Here is a 16436-nt window from a genome sequence, read left to right as displayed (position 1 = left end):
TGAGGCGTCGGGCAAACTGCGGCATACAGAGAGACAGGTACGTGTGTTTACTATTGCGACCCCAAGCCGGAGACGGCGTTACAGTCGGACCGGAATCCCCTTGCTGTCGAGATACTCCTTGGTCTCGGCGATAGAGTACTCGCCGAAGTGGAAGATAGAGGCGGCGAGGCCGGCGTCCGCGCCTGCGTCGACGAACACTTCCTCCATGTCTTCCGGACTACCACAGCCTGAGGAGGCGATGACAGGCGTCGAAACGGTGTCACAGACGGCTTTCATCAGCGGGATGTCGTAGCCATCCTTGGTCCCGTCGGCGTCGATGGAGTTGACGAACAGTTCGCCCGCGCCGCGCTCTTCGGCCTCGGTGGCCCATTCGATGACATCCAGTCCGGTCCCTTCGCGGCCGCCCTTGACCGTGCATTCGAACCAGCAGGACTCGCCGTCGACCTCGGTGTAGTGCTCGCCCTCCTCGTCGAAGCGCCGACGGGCGTCGACGGAGATGACGATACACTGGCTCCCGAAGGCCGCCGCGCCCTCATTGATGAGGTCGGGTTCGGCGATAGCGCCGGAGTTGATCGACACCTTATCTGCGCCAGCCCGGAGCGTCTCCTTGATGTCGGCACGGGTACGGATACCGCCGCCGACGGTCAGCGGGATGAACACCTCGTCGGCCACGGCCGAGACAGTATCAAGCATCGTTTCGCGTCCCTCAGCGGAGGCAGTGATGTCCAGAAAGACGAACTCGTCGGCGCCGGACTCGTTGTAGGCCTTTGCCATCTCCACCGGGTCGCCGGTGTACTCCAGATCCTCGAAGTTGACTCCTGTGTACACCGCCGCGTCCCCGTTCTCGTCCACGTCCACGTCGATACAGGGGATGATCCGTTTCGTAAGCGTCATTCGATACCTGTGGGTTCGACGCAACGCCGTTTGACCGTTTCGACTGGTGCAAGTGTCTGGCCGATATACGGTGGGAATCCGACAGCTACACGTATGGCGCCTCAGAAGCACCAACCATGGCAGACGACCACCACGAGGAGGACCGGCCGGATTACGACCCAGAACACGTCGAACTGCCCGCGCGAGAACCGCCGCTTCGGTCGACGGCCCCACAGAGCTCGTTCACGATGTCTCAAGTCGGCACGGGGCTCGGCGTACTGCTGGTCGGACTGGTGCTTACCTTCGGCATCGCGCTGGCGCTTGCCTGATCGAATTGGCATGACCACGGCGGCCAGCATGAATATCAGATCTGATACTTCTGGGGAGAGTATATAGGTTTCCACGCCAACAACTGTTGTACTATGCCGTCCCAGTCGGACGCGAGTACGGTGGTCGCAACAGGAACGTCAGTGGCGACCACTGGTCGGCGTGCTGGCCGAGAGGCGACCAGCACTGCTCGTGACCGACTGGATGCCGATCGGGTGGACTTTTGTCAGGTGTTTTCCAGCACTGGGTTCGATGCTGAAGCCGTTCTGGCGGGCGTAACTGCCCTTGTCGACGATGAGACAGCCGTTGTCGGCTGTACGGCCGGCGGTACGTTCACCGAAGAGCGAGCGATGGACGCCGGCGTGGCAGTCACACTCGTTACCAGTGACTCGTTCCGGTTCGATACGGCCCTCGCCACCGGTCTCAGCGAGAACACCCGCGGGGCTGTCAGAGACGCCGTCCGGTCGCTTCCGGAAAACATCGAGGAACCATACCAGTCAGCGCTTGTCCTCCACGATGGGCTCGCAGGCGTCGGTGAACAGTTGTCGCTGTCGGTCCAGCGACGGCTTGGCCCCTATGTCGAATTTGCAGGTGGGGCGGCGTCTGACGGTCTCCGAATGGAATCGACGCCAGTGTTTTGCGATGCGTCGGTTGTTGAGGACGCAGTCGTTCTCGTGCTCATCTCCGGGAAAAAGCGTCCGGTCATTACCGTCAACCACGGGCACACCCCCATCTCAGAGCCGTGGGAGGTAACCGATGTCTCCGGAAATGTGGTTCACGAACTCAACGGTGAACCAGCGTTTGAAGTGTGGAAAGACGCTGTTCGAGACCACGTTGCGGAGAGAACAGGAATAGCGGTCGATGATGTCCCAGTCGGTTCAGCGGAGCTCAGGAAGCTCATGGTCGCATACCTGTTCGGTATCGACCAGGGCGAGACCTACAAGATACGCTGGCCCCGGACTGCGATTGAAGAGACTGGCGCACTGCAGTTCGCCATTGATATTCCGGAGGGGACTGTCCTCCGTATAATGCATGGCAACAGAGCGGACCAGATCGCGTCCGCTGAGCAGGCTGCTGCAGACGCTGTTTCGCTGTGTGACGGGAATATCGCTGGCGCGTTCGTCTACGACTGTGCGTGCCGTCAGATTCTTTTCGACGACGCGTTTTCATCGGCTGTCGATGGGATCACATCGACCCTGTCGGCCCCAGTCGCTGGATTCGAGACGTACGGGGAGCTGTGCATGCAAGCTGGGCAACTCAGCGGCTTTCACAACACGACAACAGTGCTCTTTGCACTGCCGGAGTAACAGATGAATCGAACAGGGCTCGTTTCAAAGTTCGCAGAAACGGTTGGTATCGAAAAGGCGTCGGCTATCGTTGACGACGCAATGGCTGACCTCGGTATTGGTGGCGAAACGGAGATAGACGGCACGGATGCACAGGACATCTGTGATATAATCCAGCACAACAACGAGGGATATATCGCGCTCGTCGCGAGTGAGCTCCGCGTACAACTGGCGGCACAAGAACGGTTTGACGCGCTTCTTGGGAATATCCCTAACCCGGCTGTTGTCGTCGAGTTTAAACAACGAGAACCGTACGTCAAGTCGATCAACGAAGCGTTCGCGGACTCGTTCGGCTACGACCGGACGGATGCAGTCGGAACGGAGCTTCGGGCACTCCTCGCGCCGCCCGGAGCCGACGCCGAGGTTATCAGGGCAGACTGGTGGGAACAGACCGGCCAGTCAGAGCAAGAGGTCAGACGGATGACTGCATCAGGGGAGGTCCGGACCTACCTGTTCCGGAGCACTATTGTCACGCATGACAGCAGTCAGCTGGAAGGGTACGGGATATACACCGATATCACTGAACGAAAGCGCCGCGAACAACAGCTGAAACACCAGAACGAGCGCCTCGACGAGTTTGTCAGTATCGTCAGCCACGACCTTCGGAACCCGTTGAACGTCGCATCCGGCCGCACCCACCTCCTGCTCAATGACACCGAGGATGCGGCTGTTCAGGAGGGGCTACAGGAGGTCGCTGCGGCACATGAGCGGATGACACGGATCCTCGATGACACCCTGACGCTCGCTCGGCAGGGGCGCGTCGTCGGAGAAACCGCAAGCGTCCCCATCGAAACCGTCGCAGCCGACGCATGGCAACAGGTCGAAACTGAGGACGCAACGCTCACGGTCGAAACTGAAGCGGTCATCGAGGCGGACTCAGAGCGCCTCCAGCAGCTATTCGAGAATCTCTACCGGAACGCCATCGAGCACGCCGGCGCGGAATGCACCGTTGTCGTTTCCGCGCCCGAGGCACACGAGCAGAACGGGTTCTCTATCGCGGACGACGGCCCTGGCATTCCACCAGACGACCGTGAGCTGGTGTTCGAACACGGCTACTCAACGAACTCGGATGGGACAGGGTTCGGCCTGTCAATCGTTCAGAGCATCGCTGAAGCGCACGGCTGGTCGGTCGCAGTCTCTGAGAGCGAAATGGGCGGTGCGCGGTTCGATATCCGCTGGTAATCAGGCTATAGTAGCCATTGCAAGTCATTACACACCCAATCGCAGGACGGCACTGCGATCGGTGTGTAAATCGTTCCAATTGTTACTATAGTTCGTCGTCGATGACCGACCGCAGGTCAGCGATGTCCGCAGCGTTGTACGCCAGCGTCTCGTCGTTGACCGTAATATCGAGTCCGTTCGAGTCGTTCGCCTCGCCCAGTTCCGTCACTGGGGCGACGCCGTCGAAGGCCTCCCGGACCGCCGCCGGGTCGGTCGTCTCGAACACGACTCGGCCGGGCCGCTCGTTGAACAGGAGTCGAGCCGGGGTGCCGTGCTCGGTGGTCCCGATTCCGACCGACGCACCGGCGTCCTCGTGGACCATCTCGGCCAGCGTTACCGCGAGGCCGCCGTGGCTCACGTCGTGGCTTGCCAGCACGTGGTCGGCGTCGGCGACCTCGGCGATGGTTTCGATGACCTCAGACGAGTCCGCCGGGAGGGCGGGGAAGCGGTCGGTCCCGCCGAACTGCGCGGTGTACTCGGACCCGCCCAGACGCGGGTCGGTCTCACCTTCCAGTGCGGTGTCCCCGACGACGACGAGCGTTCCCTCGCCGGACAGCGACAGCGGCGGGGCATCGTAGCCCTCCTTGACGCCGACCAGCGCGAGCGTCGGTGTGGGGGGAATCGGTCCGTCCTGGGAATCGTTGTACAAGGAGACGTTCCCCCCGACCACCGGCACGTCAAGGTCGCTGCACATGTCCGCCAGGCCGTCAACAATGCCTTTGAAGCCGCCGTACACGTCAGGCTTCTCGGGGTTGCCGCCGTTCAGACAGTCCACAGCCGCATGGGGTGTCGCGCCCTTCGCGGCGACGTTCGTGGCGTTTTCCAGCGCGACGGCGCGTGCACCTTCGTACGGCGCGGCGTCGGTCCAGTTGGGGTCCGCGCCGGCAGAGAACGCCAGTCCGGTCCCGGCCTCACGGATGGCGAGCAGTGCGGCGTCGTCGCCGGGCAGGACGCTCGTGCGGACCTGCACCTCGTGGTCGTACTGGCGGTACACCCATCGCTTCGAGGCGCAGTTCGGGCTGCTGACGATCTCCTCGAAGGCTTCCTCCAGCGCGACCGTTGGCAGGTCTCGTTCCTGTCTCGGCGGCGCGTCGCTGGGCAGGTCGTTCATCGGCGCGCCCTCACCGAGGAACTCCGCGTCCACGTCGACGACCGTCTCGTCCTCGAACGTGCAGACGTAGTTCGTGCCTGGCTCGGTGAGTTCGCCGATGACCGAACAGCCGAGGTCGAACCGCTCGGCGAGTTCGGCCACGCGGTCGACGTCCTCGGGCGCGACCTCGTACACCATCCGTTCCTGACTCTCGGCGAGCAGGTACTCCATGGCGTTCATGTTGGGCTCGCGCTCGTGGACGCGGTCGAGTTCGATACGTGCACCGAGACCGCCCTTGGCGACCAGTTCGGACGACGCGCCGCCGAGGCCAGCGGCCCCAAGGTCGCGGGCCGACTCGACGAGTTCCTCGTCCAGCAGCGCCTCGTTGCACTCGACGAGTAGCTTCTCCGCGTACGGGTCGCCGACCTGCACGGCCGGTCGGTCCTCCGTTTCAGCGTCCTCCGCGAGGTCCTCGCTGGCGAAGGACGCCCCGCCGAGCCCGTCTCGCCCCGTCGCGTTGCCGACGAGAACGAGCTTGTTGCCCGGCTCCTGGGCTTCGGCAGTGATGGTCCGCTCGGGCTCCAGCAGGCCGATACAGGACACGTTCACGAGCGGGTTCCCCTCGTAGTCGTCGTGGAAGGCGACGCCCCCGGTGACAGTTGGAACGCCGATGCAGTTCCCGTAGTGGGAGATACCCTCGACGACGCCCTCGAAGAGATAGCGGGAGTGCTCCCGGTCAAAGTCGCCGAAGTACAGACAGTCGGCCAGCGCGATGGGGTAGGCCCCCATCGACAGTGTGTCGCGGACGATACCGCCCACGCCGGTCGCTGCCCCGTCGAACGGGTCGACGTAGGACGGGTGGTTGTGGGACTCGACACCCATCGTGATGTACATCTCCTCGCCGTCGCCGTGGGACGGCAGGGAGACGACGGCTGCGTCGTCGCCGGGGCCGATGACGACCTGATCGCCTTCGGAGTCGAACGCCGACAGCAGGGGGCGAGAGGAGCGATACGCGCAGTGTTCGCTCCAGAGGTTCTCGAAGAGAGCGGCCTCCGCCCGTGTCGGCTCCCGACCGATCTCCTCGACCACGAGTTCGTGGTCCGCGTCGGACAGGCTCATTACCTCCTTGTGGCCGCCCACAAGATAAGTCCCTTTCCATGCACCCGCGCTGGCAGGACGCGAACGTCCGGCAGCACACAACTCGCACCTGTCGAGGCGAGCGCCTGTTCAACAACCCGACACACCGCCCATAGCTGAGACTCACAGCTGAATACGAGTGGGCACCGGCATCGGCTATGGACTTTCAGGAGGGACAATATTGGTCTTTAGAATAGCTATCCCGCGTACAATTACCTCAAAATCTCTGGAGAGCCCATATCTCTCTCCTTTTCAAATCAGATAACTGGCCCTCGCAGTATATATGGCCGCTAGCCATACCCGAATGCAGTATGGGTGCTGGCGATGGTGACTGGCTGACACTGGAGGGGAGTTCCTTCTCCAGCCGGTCCTTCTCCAGTGTGTGGGCGGTGGCGCTGGCGACCTACGGCGTCGGCGACGTGGTCACCACTATCGCCATCGTCTACTTCGTCCCGACGTTCACCGAGGCGAATCCAGCGATTCGGTGGGCGATCCAGTCGTTTGGCGGCGGCGGCTTCCTCGGACTCAAACTCCTCGTTATCTACTGCTGTCTCGGCCTGAGCATCTGGGGCGGCGTGCTGGAGGAGGACCCGCTGCTCTACTACGGGCCGCCGGCTCTCCTGACGGTGCTGGGGCTCGCCGTGACCGGGTTCAATCTCACGCTCCTGTTCTCCTGAAAGGCCCTCACGGGCGTGGTGCTTCGGAGCGGAGGCGCAAGCAAGAAGTCTCAGTCGTTGCCAGACTATTCAGCCGTCGTGTTGCTGGTAGTGTTCCCGGCCGACTGGTTGGGGGCCGATGTCGGGGTTTCGGTGAGGAGCGAACTCGGCGGTGGCGAGCCACTGCCGCCGCTTTCGGTCGGTGTGGAGTCAGTTCCGTCCGGTGTCTCTGTTGGTGTCGATTCTGTCGGGCTGGGCGTCATCTCGGTGGTGGGCTGGTCGGGGGCCGAGTCGCTGCTGTCGGTGAGACCAAGGGTCCCGACGCCAGCACCGATGACGGCGAGTAGAAGGAGCAGAACCAGTCCAAGAAGCCGCTTGTTGTAGGTCCCGTCCGCATCTCGGAAGATACCGCTACTCATCTCAGCTCTGCCTCCGGCCCGCCGCGACACCACGCTGGAAGTAACCCGGTCTCATCGTTTTCTGATAGTTTGTTGCTTTTGTCGTGGAGGAGGCCTCCACTGTCCCACCAAGCCACCGATGTCCCACCCAGTTGACTCAGTATATGACATGTCGCCCAGCAAACCGTATAATGGTTTCCATGTCTTCAGCCGTCAAGACAGGCGGTTCACTCCCACAGTATTGCGGCAGTGTGAGTCCCGGGCCGACCATCTACCCAGAGATTGTCTCGATGTGAGTACACGGAAAGCGCTACTGCGATGACTGTCCGCTGTCAGAACGGCACGCTGTCGTCGGACGCTTCATCTCCACCGTCCGTCTGCAGTTCGCCGGTTTGCCGGTACCGCGTCTCGAGTTGCTGGAGTTTATCATTGATGCTCGCGCTCTGGTGATGGTTCGGACTCACGCGGACACGGACACGGTCGTACTCGTGGCGGTCCGACAGCCCGTTCCAGGCGCGGAACGCGCCGACAGTCAGCGTGTCGCTCTGGGGGCAGAACTCGGTCGTCGGCGTGAACTCCGCTCTGAGTACACTGCTGTCGTCCGTTTCACGGCCGTAGCGGAAGCCCGCGTCTGGGTGCCGGTGGTCGAGGTTTAGCCGTGCGAGGTTGTACCCGAAGGTCATGTCGTACACGCCGCGCTCGTCGAACAAATCCATCGTGAGGCGGTGGAAAGTGGCGTGGTCGTCGCCGGTCAGTACTGCGGTCTCAGACAGGAACGGACCGGGGTCCGGGTTACGTTCGGGAACGAACGTCCCGTAGCTATCGAACCCGACATCTGAGCCGCCACGGAGGCCGGAGAGAAGGCTCATATTGAGTAGAACACGCGGTAGACATCAGGCCTTACTCCCGAACGTGTTCGGGGGAACCCCCTCCACAGCTCCCAGTAAACACGCAGGTGATGCCAGCAACCACACTCGACCTGCGGGAAACGCCGCCGGCGGAACGACACGCCAAGATACACGACTCCTTTGAGGCGCTGTCCGCCGGGGAGACGCTTCGAATTATCAACGACCACGAGCCAAAGCCGCTGTTCTACGAGTTGCAAGCCGAAGTCGAGGCGTTCGACGCGGCGAACTACCAGTGCGAGCAGGACGGCCCACAGAAGTATATCGCCGACCTCCCAAAGCAATGAGCGAATCGACCGCCGCAGAAACGGAGCGAGCGACACTCGACGGCGATTCGGACGGTCGGACCAGACTGTTCGACGGGGAGCCAAAAACCATCCAGTTGACGCTCGATGCAGGCGAGTCGATTCCGCCTCACACGCATCCCGATCGGGACATCGTGTTCCTCCTCCGTTCGGGCGCCGTGGACCTGACGCTTGGCGACGAGACGCTGTCACTCTCGCCCGGAGACGTCGTTCGGTTTGACGGTGACCAGGACATCTCTCCCGCTGCAACGGCGGACAGCGAGGCACTGCTAGTGCTCGCAGCGTCGTCGGAATAGGCTCACTACCGGCTGTACCTTCGTACAGCTATGTGCGCCCCCGGAAGACCAATATTATTCACGGGAGTGTAGCCCAGCATCACTCGAACAGTGAGAGCGCTGTTTCGATCCGTTCGTCGTCCGAACTCCTCGCCGCGTCCCGTAGACTCGCTCGAGGGACAGCGAGCAGTCGCTCGACGAGTCGTTCGCTCAGTTCCTCAACGACGAGCCGCTGGTCAGCCGTTAGTTCGCCATCAGTCTGTAGCTGTGACAGCGTCCGTTCGAGTTGCTCCCGCTGAATCTTCGCTCCTCGGCTGTCGATCCGAGCGATCGCTTCGTCGACGTCGACAGGTGGCTCTGTGTTCCGACTCATCTGCGCCAGATGATTGTCACTGTCGCGTCGTCGGTCTCAACACTTTCGAAGTCGTAGCCTCTGTCCTTGAGTTTCGGGTAGAGATGCTGCGGGGCGCGGTCGTTGAACTGGACGAGGATGGTGTCATCGTTCAACTCCGCAAGCCGCTCTAGTGTCTGCTTGAGTGGCTTCGGTGGCCCGAGCGACTGCACATCAAGCCGTTCCATCGGCGCGTCATCGGGCGCATCCGTTTCCGAAATCAGGGCTGCGGTTTGCGCTGTTGGCTGGTGGTTCGCCGTCATGTGTTCCCGTTTGGCTGTGACCGGGCCGACTGTTTTCCCGAACATATTCGGCCACATTGCCAGCAAGGACAGGGTCGTAGTAGACAACAATGAGCGGAATACCTGCTGACGTGGACGCAGACGCCGCACCGCCAATGACGGTCCCGCTGCGTCATTTCGTCGTCGCACTGGCGTTTCTGGTCGCTGGTGTCTCCGTTGGCGTCGTCGAGGGGCGGGCCGGCCACCTTGCGCAGGTCCACCTCCTGCTTGCGGGGTGGGTCTGTCTCACGATTATGGGTGCGCTGACACAGTTTGTCCCGGTCTGGTGCGGAATCGAACTCCATTCCCGCCGCCTTGCTGCTGTGCAGTTACCGCTCGCTGCGGTCGGGTTCGCGGGGCTGGCGGCTGCGTTCCTGACAGCCACCCCCGCCATCTTACCGGTCGCCGGAGCGTTCGCGCTGGTCGGGGTCTGGACTCTCTGTTACAACATCGGTCGGACGCTACTCGCTGCAGCGCCCGATGTCACGGCGATTCATTTCGGCTGGGCGCTGGTATTTTTCGCCCTCGTGACGGCCGCCGGGTTCGTGCTGGCAATGGACCACGCCGTCGGCGTCCTCCCGCTGCTGGGAATCGGCCGACAGGGCCTCTTGCTTGCCCATGGAACACTCGCCGTGTTCGGCGCGGTCCTGACGACTGTCGCGGGCGCACTGGCACAGCTCGCTCCGATGTTCACGCAGGCAGACACCGGCAGAATCGACGCGGCGGTCCAGCGGGCTGAAACGGCCGTCTATCCGCTGGGCGTTCTTGCGTTGGCCGGTGGTCGCCTGGTCGGCTCTCCCGTTCTGGCCCGGCTCGGCGCAGTTCTCGTCGCTGCTGGTCTCGGCGCGGTGGCGGTGCTTCTGGCGCGACAGCTCGTCGGTGCGCGTGTCGAGTGGTCGCCGATGCTGACCCGCTATAGCGTCGCGGCGCTGTCGCTGTTTCTCTGGGCAGGGCTGACGGTGGTCGCGTGGTGGAACGACCCGCTCGCGTACACCGGGCTGCTCGGTCAGCCGTCGACAGCGCTACTCGTCGGCGGCATCGGCTTTGTCGTCTTCGGGACGCTGTATCACGTCGTCCCGTTCATCATCTGGGTCCACCGGTACAGCGACCGCCTCGGCTTCGAGGACGTTCCGATGGTCGATGACCTGTACGACCACCGCATCGCGGCGGTAGATGGTGTTGCAGTGACTATTGCGTACGCCCTCCTCGCGAGCAATCAGTGGTTTGCGACACCGGACGGCACGGCGCTGGTCGCCGGGATTTTCGCGTTTTTCGGGACGCTGCTGTTCGCGGGCAACCTCGTCGCTGTCCTCGTTGCGCATAGCCCACAATCGCTGCCAACACTGCTGACCGGTCGTGAACACACGTCCGCCAAGGACTCGTGACTCAAGTTGGCGTGGTCGGCTGGTCCGTATACAGCGAGTAGGTCAGAATAAAGAACCCAGCAGCGGTAAACAGTTCCTCAACAGTGACGCTCTGTGCCACCGGCAGCCCGACAAGCTGGTGCAGGCTGCCGCCGAGTATTGCGCCCAGTGTGACGAACCCGATTCCGAGACAGAGCGCTCGCATCGCCGGTGCCTGAGTACGGCGGTACGCGCGGTAAGTCAACGTTGTCAGTATCACGCCACAGAACAGCGTGACTGTTTTCATTCCGATTAACAACACTGCGTTCGCTCCAAGCATGACTCTGATTGACACGTCCTGCTAAATATACCGTCCGTAGCGTTTCCAGTCGGTGAGAATACCACTGTCACGACGCGACACGGACGTTGCCCGCTCGAAAAAATCGAGACGTAAGAGATCAAAAGTCTGCCGCGCGGGTGCGCTACGGACTCGCTACCGAACGTACAGCGAGTACAGGATGATGCCCAGGCCGATGGCCGTCAGCGAACTCGACGTAAATACGCTCACGGGAAGCAGTTCCTGCCCGAGAAACCTGCCGACAACGATATCCAGAGCGCCGCCGGCAAACGCACCGAGGGTCACTACCCCAAACCCGTATGTGAGCCACTTGTGCTGGGGGCTTTTCGTCCGGCTGTACGCCTGATACGAGTAGTACGTTATCAGTCCGCCAAGAATGAGGATCAGTGTCTTCGAGACGACGATGCCGACCTGTGAACTTGGGATGTGTACCATGGTTATGTCTCCTTTCGCACCTCAGACCAGAGGTTTTCGAGTCGTTGGTCCGGCGTTCGAGCGCGGTGTGAGATGTCGACGGTGAGCGACAGTTCCTCGTCGAGACTGATGACGACCTCCTCGAAATCAATCGCGTATCGGCTGGCGTGTTGGCCGTCCGACCGGACCTCAACGCCCTCGTACAGCAACGAGGATTCCGTCAGTAATTCGAGCTTTCGGTAGGTCGTCGATAGCGGTACGCCGCTCCGGTCGGATATCTCGCTCGCCGTCAACGGTTCCTCCAGTACGCTGACAATGGCGCGACAGTCCTCATCGTCGAGTGCGTCGAGGACCGCCTGTAACTCCGGCGTCTCCTCGTCAGCGAAGGGGTCCCGGACCATCCTTGCCCGAAACTGCCCGCCCAAGACGTTTAATGTAACCGACTTCGGAGCGCTTACCGCCCGATACAGCCGACGTTTCCGCCACACAGCACGCAATATATGGGGGACTTATCTGTAACCGTGCCCCGGTTCCCAGTAACTGAGAACGGTTCTGCCGGCCTGAGAACTGGCTTTGGGGGTTTATACTGTGGTGTCTTAGCCCCAGTTGCTTATGGAAGACCAGATCGGCGCACCCGGATCGGGCATCTCCCGTCGTGACTTCGTGAAAGCCTCCGGCCTCGGTGGCACGGTGGCGCTTGCGGGCTGTACCGCGCCGGGTGAGGTTCCAACCGAAGAGTCAGTCGACGCCAGTACGACCCCAGCACAGTCCGAGGGGGACCTCCCGACCACGTCTCCCCCGGAGATCGTCAACGTTGACGAGCAGGGTGGCGAAGTGACGCTGTCCTCCGTTCCCGCCAAACACGAGGCCCATCCCGGCAAATCGATGGGCGGCCCGGTCGAACTGCCAAAGGTGTGGGCGTTCAAGGCCGACGACGGCGAACCGAGCGTCCCCGGTCCGATTCTCCGGACGACGGAGGGCGAGGACATGGAGGTCACGTTCGACAACACGGACGGTATGCGCCCGCATACGGTCCACTTCCACGCCGTCCAGAAGCAGTGGGAAGACGACGGCGTCCCGACGACCACGGGCATCCGCATCGACCCCGGCGAGAAACACACCTACACGATCCCCGCGAACGTGACGGGCACCCATCTCTACCACTGCCACTACCAGACCCATCGCCATATTGACATGGGGATGTACGGTATCTTCCGCGTCGACCCGAAGGGGTACGAGCCGGCCGACAAGGAGTACTTCATGACGCTGAAGGAGTGGGACTCCCGGCTGAACCAGCAGATGGCCGGCATGGACGCCAACTACGACGTTCGCAACCGCCGCCCTGACACGTTCACGGTCAACGGCAAGTCGGCACCCCGGACGCTCCACCCGGAAGATGGCTCGCCGATCATCGTCGAGCAAGGTGATACGGTGCGCATCCACATGTGCAACAACGGGTACATGGATCACCCGATGCACATCCACAACCACCGCTTCCAAGTGACCCACAAGGACGGCGGGAAGATTCCGGAAGCCGCCCGCCACGACCAGGATATCACCAGCATCCCGCCCGCCGGTCGGCACACGATTGAGTTCGAAGCCGACGCTGATCCCGGCATCTACCTCGCACACTGTCACAAGGTCAGTCACGCGATGAACGGGACCGCGTACCCCGGTGGGATGATCACTGGTGTCGTCTACAAGGAGGCGATGGACACCGACATCTTCAAACAGCTGATGGACTACGCCGGCTACGAAGCGTAAGACGGCGACCCCGCGTGTCGATTCGCGTCGAAGCGGCTTTTATCAGACATCCCAGCCCCACAGGTGGAACTAGGTCACACTGGTCCGGTGTAGTGTGGCTGAGTGAGCGTTTGTGTTCCGGCCGCGCCGGAAATCATCGGAATGTGGCTCCTGTCCTGAGTTGGGAGCGAATGTTCGCAAGACACGGGCACCATCGCTCCGTCGGTGGGATGCTACGTTCGAAAAAAGTCGAACAGGTCTGTAGTTCAGCCCGACAGCCGATATGGCGTTACCGGACGATGACGCTGCCTTTCATCCCGAGTGCCTTGTGGGGCGTACAGTAGTAGTTGTACACGCCGGTTTCCTCGAAGGTGTACTCGAACTTGACGCCTGTTCCACTAGCTGAGGACCCGGAATTGAACGTCTCGTCTTCCGCTACGACGTTGTGTGCGGCCCCCTTGCCGGTCCACTCCCATTGCACCGTTGTCCCGGTCGAAACCTCGATTGCGGCCGGGGCGTACGCGAAGTTCCCGTTGTTCCCCGATGCGCCGACATCCACCGTGACGGAGTCTTGATCGGTCGCGTCGGCCACACTGCCGTCGAAGTTACTCGTGTCGCTGAGATACGATGACACTGACGATGGGACGTCCCCGCTCCCAGACGCCGCAGCCTCCGTTTCCGTAGCGGTCGCCGTCTCCGTTGGCGCGGCCGTCTCCGTACTGGCATCCGCCTCGGTTTCGGCGCTCGGTGACTGCTCGCCCCCACTTGAGGTTGTCCCAGGTGCGGCACACCCAGCGATAGATGCTCCTGCAACCACTGTGCCGATACTCGCGATGAACCGACGTCTGTCAAGATCGTCTGTCTCAGTCATAGGTATCGAATTGCGTTCCGCCCGACGCGTCACGCGACCATGTTGGTCATGAGGAAGTGAATATGTTCGGGGCGATAATAGCCGCGTGTGTTCTCAGGAGCTGGGAACGGGCTGGGCTACTGAAACCGTTCGTATGCCTACGCATGAACAAGGGTGCGTACGCGTTCGGTAGTTACAAACTCCTGTAGCCATCATGGACTCACACGAGTACACGAACTGCGCTGTGACCGAACGGTCTGACCGTGACGCCACACTATCGCACGATCATCTATGCAAACGAAGACACGACTACTCGTCGGCGGTGTGTTAATTCCGGTACTGTTCGGGGCGATGGCCGTCACCACGATGGGTGGTGCTGCCGAGTTTACGACGCCAACGAAGATAACGGACACCAACGAATACAACGGAGACAGAGTAAACCTCGAAGGAATCGTCATCGATATCGAACAGACAAACGATCAACTGTCTTTCAATGTCACTGACGAGAACGAATCGGTTCCTGTCGTCTATGACGGCCCGATGCCGGAAACGATGTCCGTCGGGCGGACAGTCGTTGCGAAGGGGTACTACAACGGAAGCGTAGTCGAGGCTGAGTCGCTGTCCATTCGCGCACACGAAGGTGAACACCCAGCAGGTCATAACAACTCAACGGAGTACGACGCCACGAAATACGAGTCGATGAACGGTACCCACGCGAACGTCACGGGCCACGAGAACGTGACGGCATACGGCAACGTGTCAAGCGATAACGGGACAAACAGCGAGCAAGTAGTCGCGGCACGGCCGGTACAATAACCACGTTATGATCCATGAGTGAGACGTCTGAGGTTTTTCAGGGACGGTCCCGCCGTGCAATCACTGTCTTCACCAGCGGGGTCTCGGTTGTGGGGACCTCGTTCGCACTGTACGGGACGTCTCGGGAGTTCGTCATCATCGCGGCGAGCCGAACCGCGCTGGACATCCTCCCGAGCTCAGTAGTCGCCTCGATTATCTGGAACTTCGGCGACCTGTCGTTTTCGCTTGCTCTCCTCGTGTTCGGAATCGCACTGGCCGGGGTCACTGGTGCGGTCAGCTACGCTGGCTTTCGGACAGGTGAGCGGCTTGTCGAAGGGGCTCCGAACATCGGTGGCATGGTGCTATCGCTGCTTGCCGTCTGGGTGTTCGTCGCCGCTACTGTCTGGGCACCGCTGCCCGCCATCGTACCTGCCGCCGCCGGGACAATCGGGACCGGGCTGGTGATTGCACGCTCGACCGACAACAGCAACGGGCAGCCGGCGACCCCTGATGACAGACGTGCGTTCGTAAAGACCCTCGCCGGACTCGGGGCTTACAACGTCGTCGCGCACGCTGTCGGATTCGTGCAGGGTAGCGGGTCCCAGACAGAGGACCTCTCGACATCGTCATCAGAACGTGAAGACGAGTCTAACCCGGTTGAACAGCGCCTCGCCACGGCCGCCGACCGGTCGTTCGATGTCGAGGGGATGACCGGCCTGGTCGACACGACGGATTCGTTTTTCACCGTCGATATCAACCCCCGTCCGCCGACTGTCGAGGCGGATAGCTGGACGCTCTCAGTCACCGGCAACGTCGAGACGGAGCGAGAGTTTACATACGAAGACCTCAGACAGCGAGAAACGATCACCCGGTTCAAAACGCTCCGCTGTCTGGGCGACCCGGTCGACGGCGAGCAGATCGGGACCGCCCTCTGGACGGGCTGTTCGCTCATGGACCTCCTCTCCGAAGCCGGCGCGAACGGAAGCCACGTCGTCTTCCGCGCGGCCGACGATTACTACTACTCGATGCCGATGTCGATGCTTTCGGACGCGATGCTGGCCTACGGGATGAACGAGAACCAACTCCCGCGCCAGCACGGGTTCCCGGTCCGCGCGCTGCTTCCTAACCGGTGGGGCAAACTCAACGTGAAGTGGCTCGACGAGATCGAGGTCGTCGACCAGTCGGAGAGCGGCTACTGGGAAGAACGAGGCTGGAACGGGATGGGAACAGTCAATACGGTCGTCAAAATCAGCACGAGTAACCGTCTTTCCGACGGGCGGGTCCAGCTCGGTGGACACGCCTATGCCGGAACAGATGGAATACGGGCGGTGCTTGTCTCACTCGATGGTGGCGAAACGTGGGACACGGCGACGCTATCGGACCAACTACCGGACCCGGACACCTGGCGGCAATGGAAGTACGAATGGCAGCCCGAACGCTCCAGCTACACTGTCATTGCGAAAGCAATCGACGGGACCGGAGCGGAGCAGACACGCGTGCGCTCAAGTCCGTTCCCGGACGGCGCGACCGGCTGGAGTCGGCTCGATTTGAGCGTCCAGTTGTAAAAACTGGCTCGGCCCGGTCAACCGGGACGGGAGCTGCGTTACTGATCGACGAGTTCCGAAATCTGTTCTTCGAGCGCCGTGACTTGGTTACGGAGATAGCCGACGTACATGATGAGTGCCAGAAAGACCGCGCTGTAGCCGACCAGAAGGAGGGGTTCCATCT

At 61.6% G+C, this 16436-nt stretch carries 21 protein-coding genes; 10 read left to right on the top strand and 11 right to left on the bottom strand.

Annotation, left to right across the window (positions count from 1 at the left end):
• Positions 1–78: 78 nt before the first annotated feature.
• Positions 79–894, bottom strand: a complete 816-nt coding sequence (gene hisF / locus BDK61_RS11595; RefSeq protein WP_004956996.1) for an imidazole glycerol phosphate synthase subunit HisF — start codon at positions 892–894, stop codon at positions 79–81.
• Positions 895–1010: 116 nt separating this feature from the next.
• Between hisF and BDK61_RS11590 the strand changes: the two genes are divergently transcribed.
• The 3 genes from BDK61_RS11590 to BDK61_RS11580 all read left to right on the top strand — a co-directional run bounded on the left by BDK61_RS11590 (position 1011) and on the right by BDK61_RS11580 (position 3728).
• On the top strand, positions 1011–1202 hold the full coding sequence (locus tag BDK61_RS11590) for a DUF7550 family protein (protein WP_049919044.1): 192 nt from the start codon (positions 1011–1013) through the stop codon (positions 1200–1202).
• Between the two features lie 93 nt (positions 1203–1295).
• On the top strand, positions 1296–2507 hold the full coding sequence (locus BDK61_RS11585) for an FIST signal transduction protein (protein ID WP_121303296.1): 1212 nt from the start codon (positions 1296–1298) through the stop codon (positions 2505–2507).
• Positions 2508–2510: 3 nt separating this feature from the next.
• Positions 2511–3728: a sensor histidine kinase gene (locus BDK61_RS11580; protein ID WP_004956989.1), complete on the top strand. Its 1218-nt coding sequence runs from the start codon at positions 2511–2513 to the stop codon at positions 3726–3728.
• 85 nt (positions 3729–3813) lie between these two features.
• Here the strand turns inward: BDK61_RS11580 and purL are convergent, their stop codons facing one another.
• On the bottom strand, positions 3814–5976 hold the full coding sequence (gene purL, locus BDK61_RS11575) for a phosphoribosylformylglycinamidine synthase subunit PurL (protein ID WP_121303295.1): 2163 nt from the start codon (positions 5974–5976) through the stop codon (positions 3814–3816).
• 329 nt (positions 5977–6305) lie between these two features.
• Here purL and BDK61_RS11570 point away from each other — a divergent pair, with 329 nt between their 5' ends.
• Entirely contained in the window at positions 6306–6671 is a 366-nt protein-coding gene (locus BDK61_RS11570; RefSeq protein WP_004956984.1) for a hypothetical protein, read from the top strand.
• Positions 6672–6736: 65 nt separating this feature from the next.
• Here the strand turns inward: BDK61_RS11570 and BDK61_RS11565 are convergent, their stop codons facing one another.
• Positions 6737–7069, bottom strand: a complete 333-nt coding sequence (locus tag BDK61_RS11565) for a hypothetical protein (RefSeq protein ID WP_121303294.1) — start codon at positions 7067–7069, stop codon at positions 6737–6739.
• Between the two features lie 311 nt (positions 7070–7380).
• A complete protein-coding gene (locus BDK61_RS11560; protein ID WP_007187764.1) occupies positions 7381–7917 on the bottom strand; it encodes a hypothetical protein in 537 nt (178 codons plus the stop codon).
• A gap of 89 nt (positions 7918–8006) precedes the next feature.
• On the opposite strand from BDK61_RS11560, the gene BDK61_RS11555 reads away from it, so the two are divergent.
• Both BDK61_RS11555 and BDK61_RS11550 read left to right on the top strand, forming a co-directional pair.
• The gene (locus BDK61_RS11555; protein ID WP_004956978.1) at positions 8007–8240 is read left to right on the top strand and encodes a DUF2249 domain-containing protein; all 234 of its coding nucleotides are present in this window, start codon (positions 8007–8009) and stop codon (positions 8238–8240) included.
• Positions 8237–8554: a cupin domain-containing protein gene (locus tag BDK61_RS11550; RefSeq protein WP_004956976.1), complete on the top strand. Its 318-nt coding sequence runs from the start codon at positions 8237–8239 to the stop codon at positions 8552–8554. The genes BDK61_RS11555 and BDK61_RS11550 overlap by 4 nt, the downstream gene beginning before the upstream one ends.
• A gap of 79 nt (positions 8555–8633) precedes the next feature.
• Here the strand turns inward: BDK61_RS11550 and BDK61_RS11545 are convergent, their stop codons facing one another.
• Together BDK61_RS11545 and BDK61_RS11540 are read right to left on the bottom strand one after the other, a co-directional pair.
• The gene (locus BDK61_RS11545) at positions 8634–8906 is read right to left on the bottom strand and encodes a glutamyl-tRNA reductase (protein ID WP_004956974.1); all 273 of its coding nucleotides are present in this window, start codon (positions 8904–8906) and stop codon (positions 8634–8636) included.
• A complete protein-coding gene (locus BDK61_RS11540; protein ID WP_049919043.1) occupies positions 8903–9187 on the bottom strand; it encodes a DUF2249 domain-containing protein in 285 nt (94 codons plus the stop codon). Before BDK61_RS11540 ends, BDK61_RS11545 begins: the two co-directional genes overlap by 4 nt.
• Before the next feature lie 89 nt (positions 9188–9276).
• On the opposite strand from BDK61_RS11540, the gene BDK61_RS11535 reads away from it, so the two are divergent.
• A complete protein-coding gene (locus BDK61_RS11535) occupies positions 9277–10590 on the top strand; it encodes a hypothetical protein (protein WP_121303293.1) in 1314 nt (437 codons plus the stop codon).
• A 1-nt stretch (position 10591) separates the two neighbouring features.
• Here the strand turns inward: BDK61_RS11535 and BDK61_RS11530 are convergent, their stop codons facing one another.
• From BDK61_RS11530 to BDK61_RS11520, 3 genes are all read right to left on the bottom strand, one after another.
• Positions 10592–10855: a DUF7521 family protein gene (locus tag BDK61_RS11530; RefSeq protein WP_004956968.1), complete on the bottom strand. Its 264-nt coding sequence runs from the start codon at positions 10853–10855 to the stop codon at positions 10592–10594.
• A 186-nt stretch (positions 10856–11041) separates the two neighbouring features.
• Positions 11042–11341 (bottom strand): DUF7521 family protein, encoded by a 300-nt coding sequence (locus BDK61_RS11525; protein WP_121303292.1) that lies wholly within the window; start codon positions 11339–11341, stop codon positions 11042–11044.
• Positions 11342–11343: 2 nt separating this feature from the next.
• Positions 11344–11721, bottom strand: coding sequence for a helix-turn-helix domain-containing protein (locus tag BDK61_RS11520; protein ID WP_004516178.1), 378 nt, complete (start codon positions 11719–11721; stop codon positions 11344–11346).
• A 211-nt stretch (positions 11722–11932) separates the two neighbouring features.
• Here BDK61_RS11520 and BDK61_RS11515 point away from each other — a divergent pair, with 211 nt between their 5' ends.
• Entirely contained in the window at positions 11933–13084 is a 1152-nt protein-coding gene (locus BDK61_RS11515; protein WP_004956964.1) for a multicopper oxidase domain-containing protein, read from the top strand.
• Between the two features lie 268 nt (positions 13085–13352).
• Here BDK61_RS11515 and BDK61_RS11510 read toward each other — a convergent pair whose 3' ends face one another.
• Complete coding sequence (locus BDK61_RS11510) at positions 13353–13934, bottom strand: halocyanin domain-containing protein (RefSeq protein WP_121303291.1); 582 nt, start codon at positions 13932–13934, stop codon at positions 13353–13355.
• A 270-nt stretch (positions 13935–14204) separates the two neighbouring features.
• Between BDK61_RS11510 and BDK61_RS11505 the strand changes: the two genes are divergently transcribed.
• Positions 14205–14729 carry a cytochrome c maturation protein CcmE domain-containing protein gene (locus tag BDK61_RS11505; protein WP_121303290.1) on the top strand — a complete coding sequence of 175 codons (525 nt, stop codon included), beginning with the start codon at positions 14205–14207 and terminating at the stop codon, positions 14727–14729.
• Positions 14730–14743: 14 nt separating this feature from the next.
• Positions 14744–16273 (top strand): sulfite oxidase, encoded by a 1530-nt coding sequence (locus BDK61_RS11500; protein WP_121303289.1) that lies wholly within the window; start codon positions 14744–14746, stop codon positions 16271–16273.
• 38 nt (positions 16274–16311) lie between these two features.
• On the opposite strand, the gene BDK61_RS23740 is transcribed toward BDK61_RS11500, so the two are convergent.
• Positions 16312–16434: a hypothetical protein gene (locus BDK61_RS23740; protein ID WP_004956957.1), complete on the bottom strand. Its 123-nt coding sequence runs from the start codon at positions 16432–16434 to the stop codon at positions 16312–16314.
• Between the last annotated feature and the right edge of the window lie 2 nt (positions 16435–16436).

The sequence above is a fragment of the Haloarcula quadrata genome (genome assembly GCF_003634715.1).
In the GTDB taxonomy this organism is placed as follows: Archaea; Halobacteriota; Halobacteria; order Halobacteriales; family Haloarculaceae; genus Haloarcula; species Haloarcula marismortui.
Note: the sequence above shows the minus strand (reverse complement) of the source record. Positions and strands in the feature narration are given on the sequence as shown.

Excerpts from the sequence above, each read along its gene's own strand:
- hisF (WP_004956996.1), bottom strand. The coding sequence starts at position 894 with ATGACGCTTACGAAACGGATCATCCCCTGTATCGACGTGGACGTGGAC.
- BDK61_RS11590 (WP_049919044.1), top strand. The coding sequence starts at position 1,011 with ATGGCAGACGACCACCACGAGGAGGACCGGCCGGATTACGACCCAGAA.
- BDK61_RS11585 (WP_121303296.1), top strand. The coding sequence starts at position 1,296 with ATGCCGTCCCAGTCGGACGCGAGTACGGTGGTCGCAACAGGAACGTCA.
- BDK61_RS11580 (WP_004956989.1), top strand. The coding sequence starts at position 2,511 with ATGAATCGAACAGGGCTCGTTTCAAAGTTCGCAGAAACGGTTGGTATC.
- purL (WP_121303295.1), bottom strand. The coding sequence starts at position 5,976 with ATGAGCCTGTCCGACGCGGACCACGAACTCGTGGTCGAGGAGATCGGT.
- BDK61_RS11570 (WP_004956984.1), top strand. The coding sequence starts at position 6,306 with ATGGGTGCTGGCGATGGTGACTGGCTGACACTGGAGGGGAGTTCCTTC.
- BDK61_RS11565 (WP_121303294.1), bottom strand. The coding sequence starts at position 7,069 with ATGAGTAGCGGTATCTTCCGAGATGCGGACGGGACCTACAACAAGCGG.
- BDK61_RS11560 (WP_007187764.1), bottom strand. The coding sequence starts at position 7,917 with ATGAGCCTTCTCTCCGGCCTCCGTGGCGGCTCAGATGTCGGGTTCGAT.
- BDK61_RS11555 (WP_004956978.1), top strand. The coding sequence starts at position 8,007 with ATGCCAGCAACCACACTCGACCTGCGGGAAACGCCGCCGGCGGAACGA.
- BDK61_RS11550 (WP_004956976.1), top strand. The coding sequence starts at position 8,237 with ATGAGCGAATCGACCGCCGCAGAAACGGAGCGAGCGACACTCGACGGC.
- BDK61_RS11545 (WP_004956974.1), bottom strand. The coding sequence starts at position 8,906 with ATGAGTCGGAACACAGAGCCACCTGTCGACGTCGACGAAGCGATCGCT.
- BDK61_RS11540 (WP_049919043.1), bottom strand. The coding sequence starts at position 9,187 with ATGACGGCGAACCACCAGCCAACAGCGCAAACCGCAGCCCTGATTTCG.
- BDK61_RS11535 (WP_121303293.1), top strand. The coding sequence starts at position 9,277 with ATGAGCGGAATACCTGCTGACGTGGACGCAGACGCCGCACCGCCAATG.
- BDK61_RS11530 (WP_004956968.1), bottom strand. The coding sequence starts at position 10,855 with ATGAAAACAGTCACGCTGTTCTGTGGCGTGATACTGACAACGTTGACT.
- BDK61_RS11525 (WP_121303292.1), bottom strand. The coding sequence starts at position 11,341 with ATGGTACACATCCCAAGTTCACAGGTCGGCATCGTCGTCTCGAAGACA.
- BDK61_RS11520 (WP_004516178.1), bottom strand. The coding sequence starts at position 11,721 with ATGGTCCGGGACCCCTTCGCTGACGAGGAGACGCCGGAGTTACAGGCG.
- BDK61_RS11515 (WP_004956964.1), top strand. The coding sequence starts at position 11,933 with ATGGAAGACCAGATCGGCGCACCCGGATCGGGCATCTCCCGTCGTGAC.
- BDK61_RS11510 (WP_121303291.1), bottom strand. The coding sequence starts at position 13,934 with ATGACTGAGACAGACGATCTTGACAGACGTCGGTTCATCGCGAGTATC.
- BDK61_RS11505 (WP_121303290.1), top strand. The coding sequence starts at position 14,205 with ATGCAAACGAAGACACGACTACTCGTCGGCGGTGTGTTAATTCCGGTA.
- BDK61_RS11500 (WP_121303289.1), top strand. The coding sequence starts at position 14,744 with ATGAGTGAGACGTCTGAGGTTTTTCAGGGACGGTCCCGCCGTGCAATC.
- BDK61_RS23740 (WP_004956957.1), bottom strand. The coding sequence starts at position 16,434 with ATGGAACCCCTCCTTCTGGTCGGCTACAGCGCGGTCTTTCTGGCACTC.